Raw genomic sequence first — 22,884 nt, 5'->3', positions numbered from 1 at the left:
TTCATCTTATGAAAATGAATGTGCAAAAAAACAGTGATTCAAAAAATTTTCAAGTAGAAATTCCCTGCACTACTGATTTAACTCATCTGGCAAATGGAGATTTTTTTTCAGTTACTTTATCAGAGGAAAATGACAACCCAAAAAATTATTCGGTCTGTTTACTTGCAGATGGCAGAAGTTATTTAATAGATAATAAAATAGTTCGAGTTGAAAAAATCAAAGCCAAAAAGAGAAATGATATTTATAGAATTGCTATAAAAAACAATGGCATTTTGACTCAAAACTATTTTCATGTAACAGCTTTACGTTCAGTCACTCCAAGAATATCTCCTGCCATTTTAGGCGGTGGTGAAATAAAATCACCCATGACAGGTAAAATTGTTTCAATACTCATTGAAAATAATTCTCTTGTAAAAGAAGGTGATACTCTGATCATCATTGAAGCTATGAAAATGGAAAATAGAATTTTTGCAGAATGTGACGGTAAAGTAACAAACTTAAGTGTAAATGCCGGAAATAATGTCAGTGCTGGTGACATGCTTTTGAGTCTCATTCCCGCACAGTAAGGTTAAAAAATGAAGATAAAGCATTCTATTGAATTGAACTCTCTTGTCGAACTTCTCATTGGCAAAAAAACCTTACCTAACGTTGAATTGTGGCGTTCACAAATTCGAGCTTTGAGCAAAGCAATAACCTTTGTCGAAAATGACTCCTTACTTGCGCCAAAATTACTTTCACATGCAGGTATAATTCGCACAGATAATAAATCAATTAAAACACGTGTCATCGGGATCACGGGACTCCCTGGAGCAGGTAAATCTACACTTACAAATTTACTTATTAAAGAATTGCGATCTCGCAATAAAAGCGTAGCCGTTCTGGCCGTTGATCCTTCCTCAAGCCTTACAGGAGGTGCTATTTTAGGAGATCGCATACGCATGCAAGATCATTTTTGTGATTCAAAAGTGTTTATTCGTTCCATGGGCTCCCGAGGTGCTCTTGGAGGAGTTGCAAAAGCAACTCGAAGCGCAATTCGACTTGCAACCCTCTTAGAATTTGATTTTATTTTAGTTGAAACTGTTGGAATTGGACAAAGCGAAAGTGATATAATTAATATTGCTGATACCACGGCCCTCGTTCTCATGCCAAACAGTGGTGATGAAATCCAACTTATGAAAGCCGGAATTTTACAATTAGCAAATATTTATATCATAAATAAGTGTGATTTATCTGATCCTTCAAGAATGATGCAAGAGATTAAAGAAAACACAATGCCGCCCAATAAAGATGATTGGTGTCCGCCCGTTTTAAAAACCTCTGCAACTAATAAGGAAGGAATAGAAGAAATTATTAATAGTATTTTCTTACACTCCGAATATGAAATAAAGCAAAATATTGGGAGAAAAAACCGCAATGAAAGATTAAGAAGAGAAGTTTTACAAAATATTTTAATTATGACCGAATTAGATTTTAAAACTGAAACTGATAAAATTCCTGATTCTGAAATTGAAGATTTAGCCCATGGAAAAACTACAGCCATGGCATTAGCACAACTCATTTATTCAAAATATATTCAAAAAAATAAAGGATAAATATGATAGTTAAACGCATAAGTCATCTTGGAATAGTCCCTAAGGATGTCGAAAAAGCAGTTAAGTTTTTTCATGGAGTTTTAAATTTAGAAAAAGAAGGTTCAGAAATCGTTGATGAGCAAAAGGTTGCAGTGCAATTTATTCGCACCGAAAATTCAAGGCTCGAAATACTTGAAGCCACTTCAAGTGAAAGTCCTATAGCTAAATTCCTAGAAACAAAGGGATCTGGTGTACAGCACATCGCTCTCGAAGTTGATAATTTAGATGAATGGATTCAGCATTTGAAAAAAAACAATATTAGGCTTATTGATGAAGCTCCACGATATGGTGCTCACAATACACGCATCATATTTATTCACCCACATTCAACGGGGGGAGTGCTCGTGGAACTTGTTGAAGAACAAAACAAATAATAACAAGCTCAGCTTATTGCTTTTAAAAGAAAAGAACTCAAGATGAAAATCAGTACATTTATATCCATTATTACATTGAGCAGTTCGTTAATAATGTTAAATTCATGCCAAACCATACCTATTGGCGAAATGTCTCAAGATGATGGGATTACTCTCATACGTGTAGAGTATAATGACAAGTCTTGGAGTGAAGTAATTAACAACGTTGATGAGTATAAAACACGTTATCCTTATTCAAAATTTAATATTGAAGCTGAACTTATGCAAGCCGATGCCTATTATCAATCGGATCGGTACCCAGAATGTATAGCAGCATATGAAGACTTCATACGTAAAAACCCAAGCAATCCAAGCGTTTCATTAGCGCATTATCGAATTGGTGTTTCTTACGATTATCAAGCACCAACAGCAATTGATAAAGAGCAACTCAACGCCAAAAAAGCAATGGCAAAATATTTATTCTATCTCAAAAACTTTCCAAAATCTGAATATGAAAAAGATGTTCGTGAAAGAATCGAAATATTAAACCGTCGTATTGCAGAACATGAAGACTTTATCGCCAATTTTTATTGGAGGAAAGATCAGTACTCCGCATCACTGGCGAGATATTTATCTCTGGTCAAAAACTACGGTCAATACACCGATCTAAAAAAACAAGCCATTGAAAAAATATCTAAATGTTATGATAAACTCGCAGATCAACTTGAAGAAGATCCAATATCCGAAGAGTTTATTACATTTAAAAATACCACTCCAGAAGATCTCAGAAAAAAAGCGCAGGAATATAAAAATTAAATGTAAAAAAATCCAGGCTTAAAATGAGTAAAAGATATGAAAATTTTACACACATCCGATTGGCATCTAGGTGCAACCTATGAAGGAGTGAGCAGAGAAGAGGATCATCAGTATTTTCTAAAATGGCTCATCGAAACTTTAATTACAATAGAAATCGATATTCTTTTAATTGCTGGCGATATATTTGATCAAACGCAACCATCCTCCGAAGCACATAAATGTTATTATCAGTTTTTATTTCAAGTTTCTCAAAAAACAAAAGTAAAAAAAGTAATTATTTTAGGTGGTAACCATGATTCTCCATCACGGCTCGATGCGCCCGCTGAATTGCTAAAACTTCTCGATGTCTTCGTGGTTGGCGGATTTTCGGGTGATAGTCAAAATTTAGAAAGATATCTTTGTCCCATATATTCTAAAAATAATGAAATTGAATTAATAATTGCAGCAGTCCCTTACATTCACGAATTCCGTTTAGGAGTTCGAACTGCATTTTTATCTGAGAAAGAAATTCAAACTGATTTCAAAAATAAATTCACTGAACTCTACAAAAAACTTGCTGATAAAGCTGAAGAGATAAATAAAAATGTACCACTTATTGCAACAGGACATATGGCTTGCACTGGAAGTGAAAGAGACGATTCCCCACTAGAAGTCCATATGATAGGCACTCTAGGAAATCTTCCCAAAGAAATTTTTGACTCAAGATTTTGTTATATTGCTCTTGGCCACGTACATCGTTCATATAAAATTGAAAACTCAAATGCCTATTACAGTGGCTCACCCATTTCTCTATCAATAAAAGAATCTAAAACAGATCGCTCCGTCTTTATAATAAATATTGATAAAGCGAATAATGTCCCTCAAGTCGAAAAATTAAAAGTCCCTATTCTCAGAAATATTGTAGAACTTAAAGGTGAAATTGATGAGATCTATGCAAAAATAAAAAATTTAAAATGGGAAACACCACTTCCACCATTTCTAAGTCTACAAATTAGTGTCGAGTCATATACTATAGGAATTGATTATCAAATACGTAAACAAATTGAATCCTATTTTTCACTACAAACAAATAACAATGAAAATCAATCTCATTTTATTGAAAGTCAGTTTTCAAAATTAATTCCTATTATTTCTCAAATAAAGCAAACTCCAATTCATAAAAAACAAAATAAAAATTTATTTTCTCAAGAAAAATCATTAAAACAATTGACGGTTGAAGAGGTTTTTGTAAAAATATGTGAGTTAAAAAATCAAGCTGTGGACGAAAATCTTCTATCTGCATTTAGAAGTTTATTATCCAATGAAAATCTATAAAGGTATTAAATATTGAAATTATTGAAAATTGAACTTGAAAATCTCAATTCTCTTTATGGTCGACACAGCATTGATTTTGTAAAAGATCTTCAAGGTGCGCCTATTTTTCTTATTATGGGACCAACAGGTGCTGGAAAATCCACTCTCATGGATGCCATGACTTTAGCCTTATTTGGACAAACCCCCCGTCTTACAAAAAATAAAGCGGATAAAGATATTGAAAATGATTGTCGACAAATAATGTCGCGAGGGACTGCGATCGCTTTTGCACAATTGACCTTTCAAAAATTGGAAAATAACTCTTTAAAAAAATATCGAGCCACTTGGCAATGTGAACGTGCATACAAAAAACCAGATGGAAACTTTAAAGATCCGCGTCGAATATTAGAATATTTTGATGAGAGCAGCCAAGAATTTATTGAAATTATTAGCGATCACCGTCCAAAATTCTACGAACCGTATTTTGAAAAGATTTTAGAACATTTAAACGTCAACGACTTTAAAAGAATGGTTTTACTTGCTCAAGGAGAGTTTGCTGCATTTTTAAAAGCAAATGAAGATGAACGTGCTGAAATATTAGAGCGCTTAACCAACACTGAAATTTATAAAGAAATTGGTAAAAAAGCTTCTGATAAGAAAAAAGATTTGGAAGAAAAATTAAAATCCATATCTGCAAGCTTAAATGGAGTGCTACTCTTAACACAAGAGCAAGAAAGTCAATTAAAAAATATTAAAAATATTAATAAAATTGAAATATTATCAACAGAAGCAAAACTCAAAACTATTCATCAAAGTTTAATGTGGTTTGAAAAAAAAGAAGAACTAGAGAGAAAATATTTTGAAGCAAATGAAAAATACACCAATCTTATTCTTGAAATAAATAAACATCAATTTAATTTTGATAAATTAAATAACTATAAAAAAGCTCAGAGAGCAATTGAATTTATTTTAAGTAAAAAAACTGTTCAAAAAAATATTTTAGAAATCAAGCAAAACATTTTTGATAACAAAGTAAATCTTACTAAATTAAATGACGAAAACAAAATATTAAATAATCAGTTAGTAAGGTGTAAAGAAGATTTAATTACAAAAAAAGCTTTTTATTCAACGAAAAAAAATGAGATTAACAATGCCCGTTCTTTACAACAAGAAAGAAATAGACTATTAAATGATATTCTTTTTAAAAAAGAAATACTTTCTCATTCATTTAATCAACTAAAAATCAAGCAAATTGCTTTAACCCACTTACAGCAGAATAAGCAATTTGCTACAAGCGAAAAAGAAGTGCTGTTAGACTCACTCAAAAATGAACTTTTGTTTTATCATTCAGAATATATAAACTCTGAAAATGAATTTGAATTTATCGTAAAAGATTTTGAAAATGCAAAACTTGAAATATTTGAACTCATAAAACCTTATGCTCATCCGAATGAGAAAATCTCATCATACGAACTTGAAAAAAACCATATAAATGATGTTCTAAAATCAATCACTCAACTTATTTGGAAGCAACAGATTTATGAAGAAAAAATATTAAAAAAGCAAGAGATTTTAATTGAGCTAAACTCTTTAAATGAAAAGCACACTATTGAAAACAATAATATTTTAATATATAAAGATATTTTACATGATAATCAAATACAACTTGAAAAGTTAAAAGATGAAATATCTAATTTATCTTGGGCAATGGAAATTGCAAAAAAAAGATATCATCTCAATAATGGAGAAGATTGTCCATTATGTGGCAGTCAAGAACATCCATATTTTCTAAATCAAACTTTTTTGGCGGTTGATCAAGCTGTCTTAGAAAAGCACAACTCTCTTTCATTATTAAAAGTAGATTGTGAAAAAAAATATTTAGAGTTACATTCAAAAATAAAATTTTCAGAAGCTACAAAAAGCTCAATTGAACTCAGCATAAAGAAAATAGAATCTGAACTCAATGCTATAAATGAACAAATTCTCAAACAAGAACAAGAGATTAAATCTCAAATATCAAAATTTTTAGATATGAAAGATTTTAAAGAAAAGAATCTACTAGAAGAATTAAAAAATTATGAAAATATCTATAGTGATAAATGTAAAGAAATAGATCTTAAAAATTCACATTTGATGCAATGTTATGAAAAATACAATATATTAAAAGAAAATTATACAGAAAAAAAAGATAAAAAACAAATATATATTTCCAAAAGCGAAGAGTTAAAAAGAATTATTCAAAATAAATGCAAAGATTTTCATGTCGATTCTTTCATCAATAGAAACATAAATTTAGTTCAAAATTACAGATCAGTATCTGAAACTAATAACACTCTTGAAAGTCTTAAAAAGATTGAAGAGAAAATAGAAGTAAATAACAATGAAATAATTAGACTTTCAGTTGAAATAGAAGGTATTAGTGAAAACATTAAAAATGCAGAAAAAGACCTTTCTCATTCTAATATCTTACTCACCAATTGTAAAGTTGAAATAAATAATCACTTAAATGGCGAAGATCCTGATAATTATGAATCTAGTTTAATAAAAAAACTAGAGGAAACAGAAAGGATTTTAAAAACATATGAAAACACATCCATTGAGCTTAATAAAAAAGTTACTTATTTAAATTATTTATCTGATAATATGGGGTGTAATTTTAAAAACTTGACTTTTGAAAATGAAAATTTAGAAAAACAAATTAATTTTGAATTGCATGAATTAAATATGGAAAGAGAAGAAGACATCTTGTCTTTCCAATTATCTAATGAACAATATATCTTATTTAATAACTTATTAAATAGTTTTGAAAAAAATATAATATCATTTTCAGAAATAAAACTACAACGAGAAAATGATATCAAAGAGCATATATCTATCAAACCCGTTTTTATTTCTGAGCAAACTCAAACTGATCTCATAAGTGAAATAGAAAAAACTGAGAATTTTCTCGCAATTAGATATAAAGAAAACAATGAAATTTATGCAAAATTAATAAATAACGATGAAAATAAAAAAAGAAATTTAAAAATACAAAGTGAACTTGAAAAAATTCAACATGAATATTCAACTTGGCTAAAGCTTCATCAACTTATTGGGGTGGGAGAGGGCAATCAATTTAAAAAATTTGCCCAAATACTAAATTTAGAAGAGCTTATTGCAAAAGCAAATATTCATCTGGCACGCTTTGAAAAAAGATATTCTTTAGCACCTGCTCAGGATATCAATGGATCCCCTCGCCTCGCATTTGCAATCAAAGACAGCTATCATGCAGAAGAAATACGATCCTTTAAAACATTGTCAGGTGGAGAAATTTTTTTAGTGTCACTTGCTCTTGCACTTGCTCTTGCGGATTATCGCTCGGTTAAAATGCCTGTAGAAACTATCTTACTCGACGAAGGTTTTGGTACCCTCGATCCAGCAACGTTACAAATTACAATGAGTGCTCTTGAGTCATTGCACACAAATGGTACACAAGTTGGAATTATCAGTCATGTTGAAGCTCTGAAAGAATCTATCGCCTCTCGGATTATCGTTGAAAAGCAAGGAAATGGGCAGTCTTCATTGAGAATTGAACTGTAAAAAGAATAGGAATAATTCATGAATATAAATGAATATTTAAATAAAAAAGTAATTTCTAAATCTTGGTTACCAGGCTTTGGTGTATTTGAAAGAGAAGTTAGACGCTTCTTTGCCGTTCCTGCCCAAACAATTTTAGCACCCGTAGGCAGTTCAATCATTTACTTTGCTTTATTTGGACTCTCCATTGGTAAAATGTTGTCGACTGGACATAATTCTATTTTAACGCATGGCTATAATTATATTACGTTCTTAATCCCTGGTATTATGGCAATGGAAATCATCAATGCGGGCATTCAAAACCCAATGAGCAGCATTATGATATCGAAGTGGACGGGAACAATTGTTGATATGTTAATGGCTCCCCTGACTCCATTTGCAATGTGGTTTGCATTTGTTTGCGGTGCAATAATCAGATCACTTATTGTTGGTATTGCTGTATATTTTTCAGGATCACTGTGTTCAGGCACTTTTATATTTTTTAATCCCATTCCATTAGTTGCAGCTATAATTTTAGCTACTGGAATCTTTGGAAGCTTAGGAATCGCCGCCGGTGCGATTTGTAAATCTTGGGAACAAATTGGGATCATTCTTTCATTTATTATTCAACCACTCGTCTTTTTTTCTGGAGTATTTTTTTCATTTAATTCATTTCCTGAGTGGATACAATTTATTCGCTTTTTAAATCCCATTTTTTATATTGTTTGTATGTTTCGTTATTCAATGTTAGGAGTGTCGGATACAACACCTCTTATATCATTTGGCGTTTCTTCTATTTTTCTAATTATTTCATCAGTAATTGCTATTCAAGTATTAAAATCTGGATTTGGATTGAGGTCATAATGAATAATAATTCAATATCTATAGAGTTAAAGAATGTTACTAAGAATTATAAAATGCCAAAGGGTGAACACTTTCAAGCATTAAAACCACTCAACCTAACAATTAAAAGCGGTGAATGTTTTGCATTGCTCGGTCACAATGGGGCAGGAAAAACAACAATAATCAGTTTACTTGCAGGAGTAAATAAACCCACAACAGGTGATGTTTTTATCAATGGCTTAAGTGTCACAAATAACTCCGAAAAAACAAAACGAATGATAGGTGTTGTTCAACAAGAATTAATTGCAGATTCATTTTTTAACCTACCAACAATGCTTAGTATTCAAAGTAAACTGTCCGGCGTGAAACCAGATAAAAATTGGATCAATTTCTTATTAGAAAAATTGCAATTACTAGAGCATTCAAAAAAAACAACGCGTGAATTAAGCGGTGGAATGAAGCGCCGTATGATGATTGCACGATCCCTCGTTCATAAACCACAAATTCTTATTTTAGATGAGCCCACTGCAGGGGTAGATATCCAATTAAGACAAAGTATGTGGAAATTTATAGAAGAACTTCATCAAAATGGTTTAACCATTATTCTCACAACACACTATCTACAGGAAGCAGAAGATTTTTGCAGCCGCATAGCAATCATGAAAAATGGCGAAATAGTTACTTTAAAAGAGAATAAAGAACTCCTTTCTCTGGGTGGCAAACATCGCGTTTCATGCCTGATTGAAGTCCCCAATGTAAAGCAATGGATTGAAACGAATTCAAAATATCTTAAAGAAAACTCCATTATTTTTGAATCTGTTAAAAATGTATCGAGTAGCACTGGTGATCTCAAAATCTCTATTAATTATGAGCAAGGAGAAATGTCATCCTTCTTAACATCTTCAAGAAAATTAAGTGAAATTTCAAACAAACTTCATTTAAGAATTTCAGAAATTTTTACAGAATCTCCAGGACTTGAAGAAGTTTATATGAAAATCAATGACGGAAATATTAAGATCTAAAATAAACTGCCGATAAGCTCTTTGTATTACATAGGAGCTTAATTTTATGAGAATAATACAAAAAAGTTTTGTTTTTACCACTTTATTTTTGACTTCTTGCGGCCAAGAAAAATCTGACTCTGTCGACAGCATGAGTGCTAACCGCCTTAAAGCATTTGGTACTTTCAGTACAACTATGCAAAAGGCAAATATAAATAGTGACTTTAATCGTCTTGATTCCATTGGTAAAGGTTTTAAAAGCATAACAGGGATTTCCGCAAATCGCTGTCTTGAAAATCAAACTTCATATTTTAGATTGGATCCCTCTGCAAATATTGACTATCAAATGGACTTAAGCCAACAACAGCTGCTTAATAAAATTGGTGTAGGCGTGAGTGCAACCATTCCTGTTTCTGTTTCAGGGGTACCCGTCACAATTTCACCAGAAGCAAATTATGCAAGAGAAGCAAGCACAAATAATCTATCTCGCACAGGAACAGTGACAATAAAAATAATTAAAGGTAGCTACACTCTAGGCAAGATAAATGAAAATAAAAATTATATTCTTAATAATCAATATAATGAAAGCCTACAAAATAGCACTGGTGATTTCTATAAAATTTGTGGGGATAAAGTTATAGCTAAACAAAATGCTGAAGCCAATTTAGTTATCACAACCATTTTCCGCTTTAACAATGCAGATACCAAAAATAGCTTTGATGCATCTGTAGGAGCAAGCATTCCTAACCCATTTAGCTTTGGTGCTAAAAAAGCAGATTTAAAGTCAGATGATAAATCAGAAGCCAAAGCAGAACCTAAAAAAGTAGATAGCGCTACAAATACAGAACCTAAAAAAGTAGATAGCGCTACAAATACAGAAACTAAAAAAGCGGATAGCTCTATAGGCACAGAAACTAAAAAAGCAGATAACTCTGCAAGCACAGAAGATAAAAAAGACGACAAACCAAAAAGTAAAATTTCTGGAATCGTTGATAAAGTGAAAGAAAGTGGAGCGATAGACAAAGTAAAAGAGATGATTAGTCCTTCCAAAGGCACTGGCGGAGGAGCTAAAGGGGGAATGTCTCCTGAACTGAAAGTTAAATTCTCCACAATGAGCCAAGAGACTCTAAAAAATGTCACTATCGAAGTGAAAGCAATTCAACTTGGTGGAGATCCACGTGAATTACCTAAAATAATCGCAACAACTTGCAGCCCAACCGATATAAATAGCTGTGATAAAATGTTTGCAGAAATTCAAACATACGCAGCAGAAAGTTTTCCAGCTCAACTTGAAAATATCAGTTCATACACAGATGAATCAAGCAATGTTAAATTTACTCGGGGTGGTTATGAAGTCGTAGATTACAGCAATCTTGATATAATAAACTCAGATGGAAAACTTATTAGCAGTTCATTGAATAAATACTCTCAAGACAGCCAAGGATTTATAAACATAAAACATGATATCAGTGCTGAAAGTCAAAGAATTGTAAGTGAGCATAACGTTGCTCAAGGGATTAAAAATAAATCTTCTTTTGAAAGTTTGACAATTGATGAAAAAGAAGTGGTAGGAAAAGCGATTAATATAACTCAAAGAGAAGAAGAATTAATCCAATATGTTACTGATACATGCTATCAAAACAAAGGAAGTTGCCAAAATAGTTTTAACGAATATTCAAATTCTCGTAAAGAACAAGAAAAGAAATCTAATTATTCTTCAGCAGATCTTGATAACATTAAAGCATGGAATCTTATTGCTTCTACAGAAGCAAATTGGAGACCTGTAAGATATGTGTTAGGAGTTTATTCATCAGACAGAATGACAAGTGATTTCTTCTCTCCAACCAACTTACGTGGATACAAAAAATTCTTTATAAAATATGTGAGCAATAAAGAACCAAATAAAGGATATAAAATCACGAGTAAGAATTCTGATGGAATTAGCTTAAAAACTTCATTCAGATGTTACAATTGGTTTAGTGATGCTCTTGGTACTCTTTGGTTGCATGAAAGACAAGCAAATGAAACTATTGACCTTGGTAGAGGTGACGAGCTTGTGAATCTCTGCGGATCTAAGACAGCGTTCGCCTGTACTTTCAACAGTGATTTACAGAAAATAAGCCCATTCTTAATACAAATCTGGGCAGAGTAATAGAACAATAGAACAGTCCCAAAATGAAACCCCCTTTATAAATTCTATAAAGGGGGTCTTTTAATTTAAAATATATAAAATTACTTTGGGACGAATATCACAAGTCCTGAAGACCAATTCATTCCAACAGAGTGAACATCACTTAAGTTTTTGAGACTTTCATATACATCTTCTAAATTCTTACTATGCTCCTCTGACCAAAAAGGCTGCGGGAGCATATCATCAATAATATAAAATCCACCTGGTTTTAATAAGTTTAAAGATTCATGAATGAGATCGTATTTTCCAGGAAAGGCATCGGCAAATATAAGATCAAAACTCTTAGGTTCTTGTTTTTTTAAAAATACAAAACCATTTTCATGCACAAGCTCAATCCTTTTGTCACCAATAAAAGCTTCTTTAGCTACACTTAATACTTTATCGTCACAGTCAACGCTAATAAGTTTAGAATGATCATCCATACCTTCAAGCAACCAAGCTGACCCAAAACCTGTACCTGTTCCAAGTTCTAAAAATTTTCCCCTAGGTTTTGAAGAAGCTAAAAGACGCAAAAGAGCACCAGTTTGCTGTTGAGATGATTTTTCAAAGCCAATTTCTTTAGATTTTCTTCTGATAAACGAAATGATCTCTTGTGCATTGCTCTCATTAAATTTCTCTAGGTTTATATTCATTTAATCATTCCTTATGCCAAATTCATCTTGGAATTAACAGATTATTTAATTTATAATTCAAATTATAATTTAGTATAAATTATAATATGGTTTGTACTATTTTAGTATAACCTTTTTAGTTTCTTGTCAAGCCTTAGTTTAGTGTAAGGGTTTATAATTACTTTTGATTTTTAAAAATTTAAATAATTATAATACAAATTAAAATTTTAATAATTTTTATATTTTATTCAATATTATTAAAGAAAAAAAAAGAGAAGATCTTTGTTCAATTCCCACCCAATATCAATTGCTAGTAACTTTTTATTTCTGAAAATTTCTTTTTGGTTTATATCAATCAAGATCTTTTTATTACCTGTTTAATCCAGAAAGGACCCCTAATGCAGCTCACTCTCTACACAGACTATTCTTTAAGAGTGCTCATTTATTTGGCATTTAAGGGGGAGGAACTTTCAACAATTGACGAAATTTCAAAAGCATATCGAATTTCTAAACATCATTTAACCCGCGTTGTTCATAAACTAGGAGAAAATGGAAGCATTAAAACCATTAGAGGAAAAGGAGGAGGAATTTGTCTCGCACAAAAACCTAAGGATATAAATATTGGAAGAATAGTGAAAGAAATGGAAAAAAATTTCGACTTAGTAGAATGTTTTAATAAAGATAAAAATCAATGTATTTTATCTCCAATGTGTGGTTTAAAAAATATCCTGTACGAAGCTAAACTCAATTTTTTAAAAACATTAGAATCAAAAACTTTGGCAGATATCTTAGTTGATAAAAATTCGTTCAATAAAAAAGCTTAAATTTTAAGAAAGTTAATATGAAAAATCTTACTCAACAAAATCTTGTAAAAAAACCTAAAGAAAATCTTTTTATATCTATTATTTTTAATGTTTTTATTCCGTTTTTCATTTTAAATAAGATGAGCTCTACATTCGGTGCTGTGAATACTTTCTTTATAGCTCTAGCATTTCCATTATTTTATGCTATATATGACATCTTAAAAAGAAGACAATTAAATCCAATTTCGATTCTTGCAATTATGAGTATTGTAATAAAAGGAATTTTCGTTATTTATAAAGTCGATGGATTTTGGTTTGCAGTTAAAGAAGCTGCAATTCCCACACTTCTTGGAGTTGTAACAATTGTTTCTGTTTGGGTAGGTAAACCATTAATCAATTATTTTATTTACAATGAAAATGTTTTCAATATTGAATTGCTTGAAACTAAACTTAAAGAAAATAATTCTGAAAGTTTATTTAAAAAATTAATATGGCAAGTAACGTTTATATTTGGATTTGCATTCTTTTTGGGCGGAGTGATAAATTTCTTTTTAGCCTTAAATATTATTGTTAGTCCAGCAGGAACTGAAAGTTTTAACAAAGAAATAGCGGAGATGACCTGGAAAGGTTACATCGTAGTCATGATCCCCAAAATTGCAATATCTGGATTTGGACTCTGGTGGTTTATAAAAAGATTAAAAACTATTACAGGTTTAGATATAAATAAAATACTAAAGACCGAGTGAAACAAACTCTTTATGTAACACTTGAACAGCAGAATTAACTAAATTCCGTGGAATAAGACATCCAATCTTAATTTCAGAAGTTGTTACAAGTAGAACTTCAATATTATTTTCTGCCAAACAACGAAACATGCGCGCTGCAACCCCTGCATGAGTGCGCATACCAACTCCAACAATAGAAATTTTTGCAACATCATTGTTTGCACTTAATTCAATATTTGAAAAATGATTCTTAAGAATTTTTAATGATAATTCACTGTCGGACTGCGCCACCGTAAAATTAAAAATATTTCCTTTTGAGTTTACCATTTGATTTATAATATCAACATTTATATTTTTCTCTGCAAGTATTGAAAATACATTTGCTAAATTGAATTTGGGATCTTGAGAAGGACCTGCAATTATCCAAGATTCACTCTGACTCGAAGCAATTCCTGAAACTATTTCTCCTTCTAAAGTAGAATCCATCATAATCATTTCTGTTCCTTCGTCTTGACTGAATGTGTTTTTTACAACAAGTTTAATACCCCATTTTGCCGCGAGTTGAACACTTCTAATATGTAAAACTTTACTGCCTTGGCTGGCCATTTCAAGCATTTCTTCATAGTTAATTTTCCGAATAATACGGGCTTCAGGACAAATTCGTGGATCGGTCGTAAAAACACCATCTACATCGGTATAAATAACACACTCTTTGGAACCAATCCCAGATGTAATAGCTACAGCAGAGGTGTCTGACCCCCCACGCCCAAGGGAAGTTAAATACCCATCTTCAGTCACACCTTGAAAACCTGCAATGACAGGCAACTGCCCCTTTTGGATAGCTACTCGAATAGATTCACCATTTACTTTTAAAATACTTGCCCGCGAAAAATGTGAATCGGTCAATATCCCGGCCTTTGGAGCAAGCATTGGAGCGGGTTCTATACCTCTTTTTCTCAATGCTAAGCTAAGTAGTGATACGGAAACTTGCTCACCACTTGCAACAAGCATGTCATATTCAGGAACATCAATATTTGTGGATATTTCTTTAGCAAGATTTACCAATCTATTCGTTTCACCAGCCATAGCAGAAACGACAATGGCCGAAGGTTTTAGTCTTAAGCAAAGATCAGCAACATGCTCAATTCTCTCAATTGATCCCATACTTGTGCCACCAAATTTAAAGACTGGACCAATGTGAATATCTGAATTTTCCTTCGTCATTTCGTTTGAGTTTAAACCCATTAAAAACTCCTTTTTTTTGAATATTTAGTATAACATAAGAAGATTTGCTTGTCAGTTGATGTTTTGATCAATTCATTATTGACTCTTATTTAATTTCATGATTTAAATAAAATCAGCGCCGATTTGAAAATCAGCTTGCGGGCGCTTCTATTTTACATTGTAAAAACAGCTAAAGCGGGAATGACCATGCATCTACTTTTTTATTCTAATATCCCTACAAATAACTCCATAATGTACATGTCTTCAAATTTTCAATTCCTTATCTATTGTTGTTATATGCAAATCATTTATAATTAATTGAAATCAAATTTATATTCTTTTTTGTCTATTTATTTTCTTATTAGGTAAAATATATGATTAAACTCCTTGGTATTAAAAAATACTTTAAAAGCAAACAAGGACTCGTTCATGCTATCAAAGGGATAGATCTCGAGGTTTCAAAAGGTGAAATTTTTGGGATTATCGGAAAAAGCGGAGCAGGAAAAAGCACTTTACTCCGCTGTGTTAACTTACTCGAGAGACCCACTGAGGGCGAGGTTATTGTTGACTCTGTTTCTTTATCATCTTTAAAAGAGTCTGATTTAAGACTTGAACGAAGAAAAATTGGGATGATTTTTCAACATTTTAATTTATTATCTTCTGCAACCGTTTTTAAAAATATTGCACTTCCGCTTGAACTTGCAAAAGTGAGTAAAAAAGAAATTCAAAAAAGAGTCGAGTATTTACTTGAAGTAACAAGTTTAGTCGATAAAAAAGATTCATACCCAAATCAATTAAGTGGCGGACAAAAGCAAAGAGTTGCTATTGCTAGAGCATTAGCATCTAATCCAAAGGTTTTATTATGCGATGAAGCGACTTCTGCACTGGACCCAGAAACCACAAAATCAATTTTAAATTTATTAAAAGAAATTAATCAAAAATTTAATTTAACAATACTTTTAATTACCCATGAGATGGAAGTTGTTAAATCAATTTGTGATAGAGTGGCAGTCATTGAAAATGGAGAAATTATTGAATGTTCTACTATGGTCGAACTCTTTAGCAACCCTAAAACAGCTTCAGCAAAAGCACTTGTAAGTTCTGCATTTCATATTGCATTACCTGAAAGAATTGAAAAACAACTTCACTTTGAACCAGGTATTGGATTAAATCCAATATTAAAATTTGTTTTTGTTGGAGAGTCTTCTACTGATGCCATTATTTCAGCACTCGTAATTAAGTTTAATTTAAGAATAAATATTCTACAAGCTCACTTAGATGTTGTAAGTAATTCTCCAATGGGAATTATGCTTTGTCAAATATATGGAGAGCAAACCAACATACAAGCGGGAATTAATTATTTAAATTCTACAAATATTTCTACTGAGGTTATTGGATATGTTTCAGGAAACATTAAGTCAATTGCTTGAATCCACTTTTGCAACAATTTACATGGTTGCTGTTTCTGGATTGGTAGCATTTTTTATTGGATTGCCAATTGCAATTGGCCTAACCGTCACTGCAAAAGGGATGTTTTATGAAAATATTGTTGTTCATAAAATATTAAGCAGTTTTGTTACGATTGGTCGCTCTGTCCCTTTTGTCATTTTAATGGTGGCAATTATTCCATTTACCCGCTTTGTCGTTGGTTCTTCAATTGGAACAGCAGCGGCGATGGTTCCCTTAAGCGTCGCCGCCATTCCCTTTTTTGCACGTATTGTAGAAGGCAAGTTTGCAAGTATTAATTCAGGCCTTATTGAAGCAGCACAAGCAATGGGATGTTCACCTTTTCAAATAATTTATAAAGTTCTTTTACCCGAGGCTGTCCCAGGAATTGCAAATTCTTGCACCATCCTTTTTGTCAGCCTCACAGAATATTCAGCAATGGCTGGAGCCGTGGGAGGCAGTGGTCTTGGCAATATGGCTATTCAATATGGCTATTATCAATTTAACACTCCCGTAATGCTACAGGCATTAGTTGTCCTAGTACTTTTGGTTCTCATCATTCAATTTACCGGCGATTATATCACCCGTAAAATATCTCATCACTCAATTTGATTTGAAGGAGCTAACATTATGATATCTGTCAAGCTATTAAAACTTTTAACGTCTATCGGACTTGCTATTTCAACTGTTGGATTTGCTCATGCTGGTGAAAGTATTAAAGTTGGAATATCTTCTGGCCCCTCAAAGCAGGTGCTCGAAGTCGCAAAAAAACTTGCGAAAGAAAAATATGATTTAGATATAAAGGTCATTACATTTGATAATTATTTTCTTCCAAATGAAGCCCTTAATTCAGGCGAAATTGATGCAAATATTTTTCAAACCCGATCCTTTTTAAAAAAATATGTATCTAATACTAAATATAAAATTGTGGAAGTTGGCCAGACTTTCATTTACCCGATGGGAATCTATTCAAGAAATATCAAGAAGCTATCTGAAATCGGTAAAGACTCTAAAATTATAATACCCAGCGATCCCAGCAACCAAGGTAGAGCTCTCATCCTTCTTAAAAATGCAGGATTAATTAAACTCAAAGAAGGGGTAGGAGAAACTCCAACTCCAAAAGATATTACTGAAAACCATAAGAAAATTATTATTCAAACCGTCGATGCTGCGCAAGTAGCCCGCTCTGTCGAAGATGTAACCGCAGTGGTTTTGAATAATGATTTCGTACTAAATGCAAAATTCAAACCCTCCGACGCACTGTTTCGTGAAAACCCAGAAAGCGCTGAAACTTACGTCAATATAATTGTTGTAAAAGAGTCTGAAAAAGGTAAGAGAGTATTTAAAGAGCTCAGGGAAGTTATGAACTCCGACGCAGTTCTTAAAGAAACAGAAAAATTGTTTCCTGGTGCTGTAAAAGCTTGGAAATAATTAAGATTTTCAAATTCAATGATTCTTGTTTTAAAGATCTGCTCCCCCTTCTTTAAAACAAGAATTTTTATGTAAGGGATATTTTATGGGATTGATGCGCACTTGCCTTTTTCTAACAAGCATTCTTTTTCCAACCTTGGTTCACGCCGAAGCTCCTCTCGGGTCAAGAAATAACCCCCTAAAAATAGCAATTATACCTCAAGCCCAAGCCAGTAAAGCCATCGATAACGCAAAACCTGTTATCAAATGTATTGAACAAAAGACGAAACTTTTTATTCAAGTCGAAGTTCCTAATAGCTACATAGCTGTGACCGAAGCCCTTGGCTCAAAACAAGTCGATGTGGCATTTAGTAATATTCTTGGATATTTTCTAATGGAACAAAACTATGGGGCAGAAGCTCTTTTTAAAGTTGCTCGCTTTGGAACCACAGATTACCAATCTTTTTTAATCGTGAAAAGCGATAGTAAAATTAAATCCATTTCAGATCTAAATGGAAAATCATTTGCATATGGCGATGCGGGTTCATTAACAGGTTATATTTTACCAAAACTTGAAATGAAAAGAAATAAAGTTAATTTTGCTCAAGAGCTTCCCACAGGAAGCATGGATGCCTCCATTATGGCTCTTATGCAAGGCAAAGCCGATGCAGCTGCCGCCTTTTTCAATGACCCCGATCCAAAAACCGGTAAAATCCGTGACGCTCGTGAAAGACTCCTTACTATTTACCCAGACATAGTTAAAAAAACAAATATCATTTGGAAATCAGAACTTATACCAAATGAACCTGTGGTTATTCGCAAGGGCATTCCTAAAGAAATTAAAGAAAAACTTATAAAATCTATGCCAAGTTGTATGCGTGAACATGCTCTGCTCATCAACGATATAGATGATCTTTTACCAATAGAAGAAAGCGACAATAGCTATAAAGATCTTATTGAAACCCTAAAAAAATCAGATCTCGATGTGGCAAAAGTGTTGGGAAATTCTAATAAAAAATAATTGAACTGCAACTGAATTAGCTTCATTCGATTGAGAGGATTTATTATGTTAAACAAAAGATTTATATTCGCTCTTTGTACGTTCCTTTCATTTTCTAGTGCAAATGCCGAATCCAATTCAAATACAAAGTCAACTTCAGAAGTAAAGCTCGGGACAAGAAATAATCCATTTAAAATAGCAATAGTTCCCTCTGGACAAGCTGCAAAAGCACTTGTCAGCGCAAAACCTGTTGCTAAATGTATTGAACAAAAATCAAAATTATTTGTCGATATACAAGTCCCAAATAGCTATATTGCCGTTGTTGAAGCTATTGGTGCTCAAAAAGCCGATCTTGCTTTTGGCGATATCGTAAGCTTTCTCATTGCAAAAAAACGCTTCGATGCCGAACCTTTCCTAGAAATCACTCGCTTCGGGGCAACGAGTTATCAATCCGCAATCTTTGTTAAAACAAATTCAAATATTAAATCTGTTAATGATTTAAACAATAAAAAGTTTGCATATTCAGATGCAAGCTCAGCTTCAAGTTATATTTATCCAGCAATTCTTATGAAAAAAAATAAAAAGAAATTTTCACAAGAACTTGCAACCGGAAGTATGGATGCATCTATTATTGCACTTATGCAAGGACAAGTAGATGCCACAGCAGCATATTATAATAATAAAGATCCTTCTACGGGTAAAGAAAATGACGCTCGAGTTCGTGTCGAAAATATTTATCCTAATATATATAAAGAAACTCGCATTATTTGGCTTTCTTCACTTATTCCAAATGAGCCTGTCTATTTAAGAAAAGGCGTTCCAGAAGATGTTAAGCAGAAATTAGCTGTCGCAATTCCAGAATGTATTAAAGAATTTCCAAAATACATAAATAATATAAGCGAGCTCAATCCAATCACTGCTGACAACAAAAACTATGAAAATTTTGTTAAAGAAGTTGAGACCTCGGGACTCGATATTTCAAATATTTTTAGTAAAAAATAATCATAGATTACAATAAAAAATATCTTCTTACAGAATATTATTTTTTATTTAAAGGGAAAATAAAATCTATAGGAGACTTTCTGAGTCTTCTTATTATTGCCGCTCTAACTCGTTTTCTTCCTAAGCTTTGTACTTTTCTTGCTCGTATAGCTACAGACAATGCAAGAGAAAAACTCACCACAACATTTAAAAAACCAATAGCGACTATTCCTAAACAGGCAAAAACAAGATCTATTGTTTGAACCCCATCAAGGCCTAAAGAAGAGAGAGCAAAAGCAAATGATCCTGTTGATAAAGTTACATGCCTCACTTCGAGAGGAATGCCAAAAAACATACCAACCACTGGAGTCATACCTAAAAGAAATCCAAGTGAAATATTTCCTCCAAATCCCGAAATATTATGCAAGAAAAATGAAGCTAATTTACTAGAGTTTTCTCTCCCCATCACATAAATAAGTCTCTTATTATTTTCGATTGCTTCGGGAAGTCTTCTATAAATACTCCAATTTTGCACCCAACCTGCAATGACACTTGAAACCCAAAGTAAAAAGCCAGTAAAAATTGCAAAAAAGATGCTTGATCCAAAAATAGATATAGATAAAACAGAATTAATTGCTTTACCTTCATCAATAAAGTGATTTCCAGTAATTAATTTATAAATAAAATCAATCAACAAACTTACTGGAAAGACCAAGGCTAAGTTTCCAACTATTGCAGCAAATTGTGACCTTGTTAATTTAACAACTTCATCTACAAATTCATTTAATGATTCTTCATCATATGTATTATTTAATTTTCCTGCCATACAAGCTGCAGTCATTGAGGGCTGTTTTGTCGCAACCGTAAAGCCTAAAAGCTGAATAAAAACAAAAGTACTCGCATAATTTATAGATGCAAAAAAACCTTCAAAAAAATGTGGTAATTTAATTGATACAATAATAAATTTTATTGTAGTAGCAAATGCCATTAAAATCCCACCGCCGCTTGCTGACTTTAAAAGATCTACATACTCTTCTTTATTACTTGTGATATAATGCTCTCCGGTTTTCCCAGACTGTTCGGCTATTTTTCGAGACATTTGGTTTAAATTTGTTTGAATAAGTGTAACAACACTTTTTTTGCCTAAACTTTCTCGAATAAGTCGAGATAAAAAGACAGGAATCATTTCAATATTATCTTGCTTTTCAACCGGATTTAAAAATGCCAATAAAACTTCGAGTCTTGATAAATGAAAAGTTATTTTTTCCAATTGATACACAAGAGCAACACTTACTCCAAATTCATCGAGATGTTGAAAAACCTCTTGTACTGATTTTTTACATTCTAAAATATACTGTCGATAAAGCTTTGCATAATCGATCATTTTTTCATTATTTTTTTTACGATAATAATGAAGAAAAATATCTATACTATCGCTTAAACCAATAAATGGAGAGTCTTTTATTATCTTGTTACTAATTCTTCTTCGTATTCCATCTGATAAACCCATAGCGTGAATTTGGCTTACTAAAACATAAATTGCATCTTCAATATCTTCTTCGATTGCCTTCCATATTTTCTCCCCTTCTTCTGCTTCAAATTGAATAAGTTCTTTTATTTTTTCAATCGTTTCTTTAGTTAAATTGCTGACCCAAATAGCATCTTCTTCATTTGGGAAAATTTTTAAAAAAAGTTCTGAGAGCTCAGTATCGTCTGGCGGGGTAGGGATAATTTTATTTACCATCCGATCAGTTGCTTCTTGTAAAAAACCAACTTCTTGAGGAAGACCTGTATGGCAAAATAGCTGGAGTGATTTTGTTTCTTTAATAACCGAGCGCAGAGTTTCAGAAACCGCTTTCTTCCACTCGATATTTCTATCTAATAATTGCAAAATAAAACGAACACGTGCAGTGTGTATTTGGCCTGTTGATGGGTCAAATTGAATTGGAATATGTTCAGTAGAACGGATCCAAATGAGTAGATTTTGAATCCAATCTACCCTTTCCTCAAGGGACACTTTAGGGTTAGCATTTGAAAGAATTGTATTGAGATCATATTTTGCATTTCCTTGGTTGAAGAATTTTTCAACTCCATTTATGAAGTTCCTAATTATAATCAAAATATCCCCCTTTTACTTCCTATCGCATTTCTGCCAATTTATGATATACCCTAATGGGCTCTTGTAAATGAGGTGTTTTTTCCCTATGAGTAAGATGGCAAACGAATTAAAATCAATTTTTTATATTATAGCAGCAATTTTTATATTTAGATCATCCATACTAAATTGGTATGTAATACCAAGTGGATCGTTATTGCCCACATTAAAAATAGGCGATCACGTTGTCGTCAATAAACTCTCTTATGGCATAATGTTGCCATTTATGCAAACGCGCATATATAGCTGGGATCAACCCCAAAAAGGTGACATTGTTGTTTTTGAGGGTCCAGATAAAGAAAATAAAATAACTTTAATTAAAAGAGTTATTGGTGTGGGAGGAGATAAAGTTAAATTTACAAATGGAATTTTAACTGTAAATGGAATTCTTGCAAAACAGGAACTTCAGACAGATCGTTCCCCACTTAAAAATTTAGGCGGAAACGAAAGTGCTGAAAATTTAAACTTATTTATTGAATCAGGTTTCAGCAAACACCCTCACTTTATTTTAAAGAAAAAATGGGGAGGCATGACCGATGGCGAAACTCAAACATGGGTTGTCCCTGAAGGAAAATTATTATTAGTAGGCGATAACCGAGACAACTCTCAAGATGGTCGCTTTTGGGGTTTCATGGATGAAAAAAACATCTACGGCCGTGCATTTACCATAGCCTATTCAACTTATGATAGAGAAAATTCAATCATACCAGGACTCCGCAATGACCGCTGGTTTAAAGAATTAACAAATTAATTAAAGTGATACTTTTATTACTGTATCAACATAGTAAAAATTTTTTATAATAAAAAGAATAATTAAATATTTCAATTATTCAGCATAATTAAAAT

Annotated in this window: 20 protein-coding genes; 17 read left to right on the top strand and 3 right to left on the bottom strand. The window is 32.3% G+C overall.

All coding sequences use genetic code 11. The annotated features are described in order from the left end of the window. The first annotated feature begins 8 nt into the window (after positions 1–8). From GCL57_RS12500 to GCL57_RS12460, 9 genes are read left to right on the top strand one after another with little or no spacing between them, the layout of a single operon-like run. The gene (locus GCL57_RS12500; protein WP_152213689.1) at positions 9–566 is read left to right on the top strand and encodes an acyl-CoA carboxylase biotin carboxyl carrier protein subunit; all 558 of its coding nucleotides are present in this window, start codon (positions 9–11) and stop codon (positions 564–566) included. Between the two features lie 9 nt (positions 567–575). Further along, on the top strand, positions 576–1,592 hold the full coding sequence (gene meaB / locus GCL57_RS12495; RefSeq protein WP_152213688.1) for a methylmalonyl Co-A mutase-associated GTPase MeaB: 1,017 nt from the start codon (positions 576–578) through the stop codon (positions 1,590–1,592). 2 nt (positions 1,593–1,594) lie between these two features. Continuing rightward, positions 1,595–2,005 carry a methylmalonyl-CoA epimerase gene (gene mce / locus GCL57_RS12490; RefSeq protein ID WP_211363261.1) on the top strand — a complete coding sequence of 137 codons (411 nt, stop codon included), beginning with the start codon at positions 1,595–1,597 and terminating at the stop codon, positions 2,003–2,005. A 42-nt stretch (positions 2,006–2,047) separates the two neighbouring features. Further along, positions 2,048–2,800: an outer membrane protein assembly factor BamD gene (gene bamD, locus GCL57_RS12485; RefSeq protein WP_152213687.1), complete on the top strand. Its 753-nt coding sequence runs from the start codon at positions 2,048–2,050 to the stop codon at positions 2,798–2,800. A 36-nt stretch (positions 2,801–2,836) separates the two neighbouring features. Further along, entirely contained in the window at positions 2,837–4,114 is a 1,278-nt protein-coding gene (gene sbcD / locus GCL57_RS12480; protein ID WP_152213686.1) for an exonuclease subunit SbcD, read from the top strand. 12 nt (positions 4,115–4,126) lie between these two features. Continuing rightward, positions 4,127–7,672, top strand: a complete 3,546-nt coding sequence (locus GCL57_RS12475) for an ATP-binding protein (protein ID WP_152213685.1) — start codon at positions 4,127–4,129, stop codon at positions 7,670–7,672. A gap of 18 nt (positions 7,673–7,690) precedes the next feature. Next, a complete protein-coding gene (locus tag GCL57_RS12470; protein ID WP_152213684.1) occupies positions 7,691–8,512 on the top strand; it encodes an ABC transporter permease in 822 nt (273 codons plus the stop codon). Continuing rightward, positions 8,512–9,513, top strand: a complete 1,002-nt coding sequence (locus GCL57_RS12465) for an ABC transporter ATP-binding protein (protein ID WP_152213683.1) — start codon at positions 8,512–8,514, stop codon at positions 9,511–9,513. Before GCL57_RS12470 ends, GCL57_RS12465 begins: the two co-directional genes overlap by 1 nt. Positions 9,514–9,559: 46 nt before the next feature. Next, a complete protein-coding gene (locus GCL57_RS12460; protein WP_152213682.1) occupies positions 9,560–11,644 on the top strand; it encodes a hypothetical protein in 2,085 nt (694 codons plus the stop codon). Positions 11,645–11,724: 80 nt separating this feature from the next. Here GCL57_RS12460 and GCL57_RS12455 read toward each other — a convergent pair whose 3' ends face one another. After that, positions 11,725–12,315: an O-methyltransferase gene (locus GCL57_RS12455; RefSeq protein ID WP_152213681.1), complete on the bottom strand. Its 591-nt coding sequence runs from the start codon at positions 12,313–12,315 to the stop codon at positions 11,725–11,727. A 377-nt stretch (positions 12,316–12,692) separates the two neighbouring features. Between GCL57_RS12455 and GCL57_RS12450 the strand changes: the two genes are divergently transcribed. Both GCL57_RS12450 and GCL57_RS12445 read left to right on the top strand, forming a co-directional pair. Then, positions 12,693–13,118, top strand: coding sequence for an Rrf2 family transcriptional regulator (locus GCL57_RS12450; protein ID WP_152213680.1), 426 nt, complete (start codon positions 12,693–12,695; stop codon positions 13,116–13,118). Positions 13,119–13,135: 17 nt separating this feature from the next. Then, the gene (locus tag GCL57_RS12445; protein ID WP_152213679.1) at positions 13,136–13,843 is read left to right on the top strand and encodes a VC0807 family protein; all 708 of its coding nucleotides are present in this window, start codon (positions 13,136–13,138) and stop codon (positions 13,841–13,843) included. Here the strand turns inward: GCL57_RS12445 and GCL57_RS12440 are convergent. Continuing rightward, positions 13,829–15,067, bottom strand: a complete 1,239-nt coding sequence (locus tag GCL57_RS12440) for an aspartate kinase (RefSeq protein WP_152213678.1) — start codon at positions 15,065–15,067, stop codon at positions 13,829–13,831. The genes GCL57_RS12445 and GCL57_RS12440 overlap by 15 nt on opposite strands. A 353-nt stretch (positions 15,068–15,420) precedes the next feature. Here GCL57_RS12440 and GCL57_RS12435 point away from each other — a divergent pair, with 353 nt between their 5' ends. The 5 genes from GCL57_RS12435 to phnD (GCL57_RS12415) all read left to right on the top strand — a co-directional run bounded on the left by GCL57_RS12435 (position 15,421) and on the right by phnD (GCL57_RS12415) (position 19,904). After that, positions 15,421–16,476 (top strand): methionine ABC transporter ATP-binding protein, encoded by a 1,056-nt coding sequence (locus GCL57_RS12435; protein ID WP_152213677.1) that lies wholly within the window; start codon positions 15,421–15,423, stop codon positions 16,474–16,476. Next, complete coding sequence (locus tag GCL57_RS12430; RefSeq protein WP_152213676.1) at positions 16,445–17,104, top strand: methionine ABC transporter permease; 660 nt, start codon at positions 16,445–16,447, stop codon at positions 17,102–17,104. The genes GCL57_RS12435 and GCL57_RS12430 overlap by 32 nt, the downstream gene beginning before the upstream one ends. 18 nt (positions 17,105–17,122) lie before the next feature. Further along, the gene (locus tag GCL57_RS12425; protein WP_152213675.1) at positions 17,123–17,923 is read left to right on the top strand and encodes a MetQ/NlpA family ABC transporter substrate-binding protein; all 801 of its coding nucleotides are present in this window, start codon (positions 17,123–17,125) and stop codon (positions 17,921–17,923) included. A gap of 85 nt (positions 17,924–18,008) precedes the next feature. After that, positions 18,009–18,923, top strand: a complete 915-nt coding sequence (gene phnD / locus GCL57_RS12420; RefSeq protein ID WP_152213674.1) for a phosphate/phosphite/phosphonate ABC transporter substrate-binding protein — start codon at positions 18,009–18,011, stop codon at positions 18,921–18,923. A 45-nt stretch (positions 18,924–18,968) separates the two neighbouring features. Next, positions 18,969–19,904, top strand: coding sequence for a phosphate/phosphite/phosphonate ABC transporter substrate-binding protein (gene phnD / locus GCL57_RS12415; RefSeq protein ID WP_152213673.1), 936 nt, complete (start codon positions 18,969–18,971; stop codon positions 19,902–19,904). A gap of 37 nt (positions 19,905–19,941) precedes the next feature. On the opposite strand, the gene GCL57_RS12410 is transcribed toward phnD (GCL57_RS12415), so the two are convergent. Then, complete coding sequence (locus GCL57_RS12410; RefSeq protein WP_161597748.1) at positions 19,942–22,002, bottom strand: site-specific recombinase; 2,061 nt, start codon at positions 22,000–22,002, stop codon at positions 19,942–19,944. Between the two features lie 85 nt (positions 22,003–22,087). Between GCL57_RS12410 and lepB the strand changes: the two genes are divergently transcribed. Next, complete coding sequence (gene lepB / locus GCL57_RS12405) at positions 22,088–22,789, top strand: signal peptidase I (protein ID WP_161597747.1); 702 nt, start codon at positions 22,088–22,090, stop codon at positions 22,787–22,789. Positions 22,790–22,884: the final 95 nt, after the last annotated feature.

Origin of the sequence: Fluviispira multicolorata, from assembly GCF_009208585.1 — a bacterium.
GTDB classification, from domain to species: domain Bacteria; phylum Bdellovibrionota_B; class Oligoflexia; order Silvanigrellales; family Silvanigrellaceae; genus Silvanigrella; species Silvanigrella multicolorata.
This window is presented reverse-complemented; position numbering and strand designations above follow the sequence as displayed.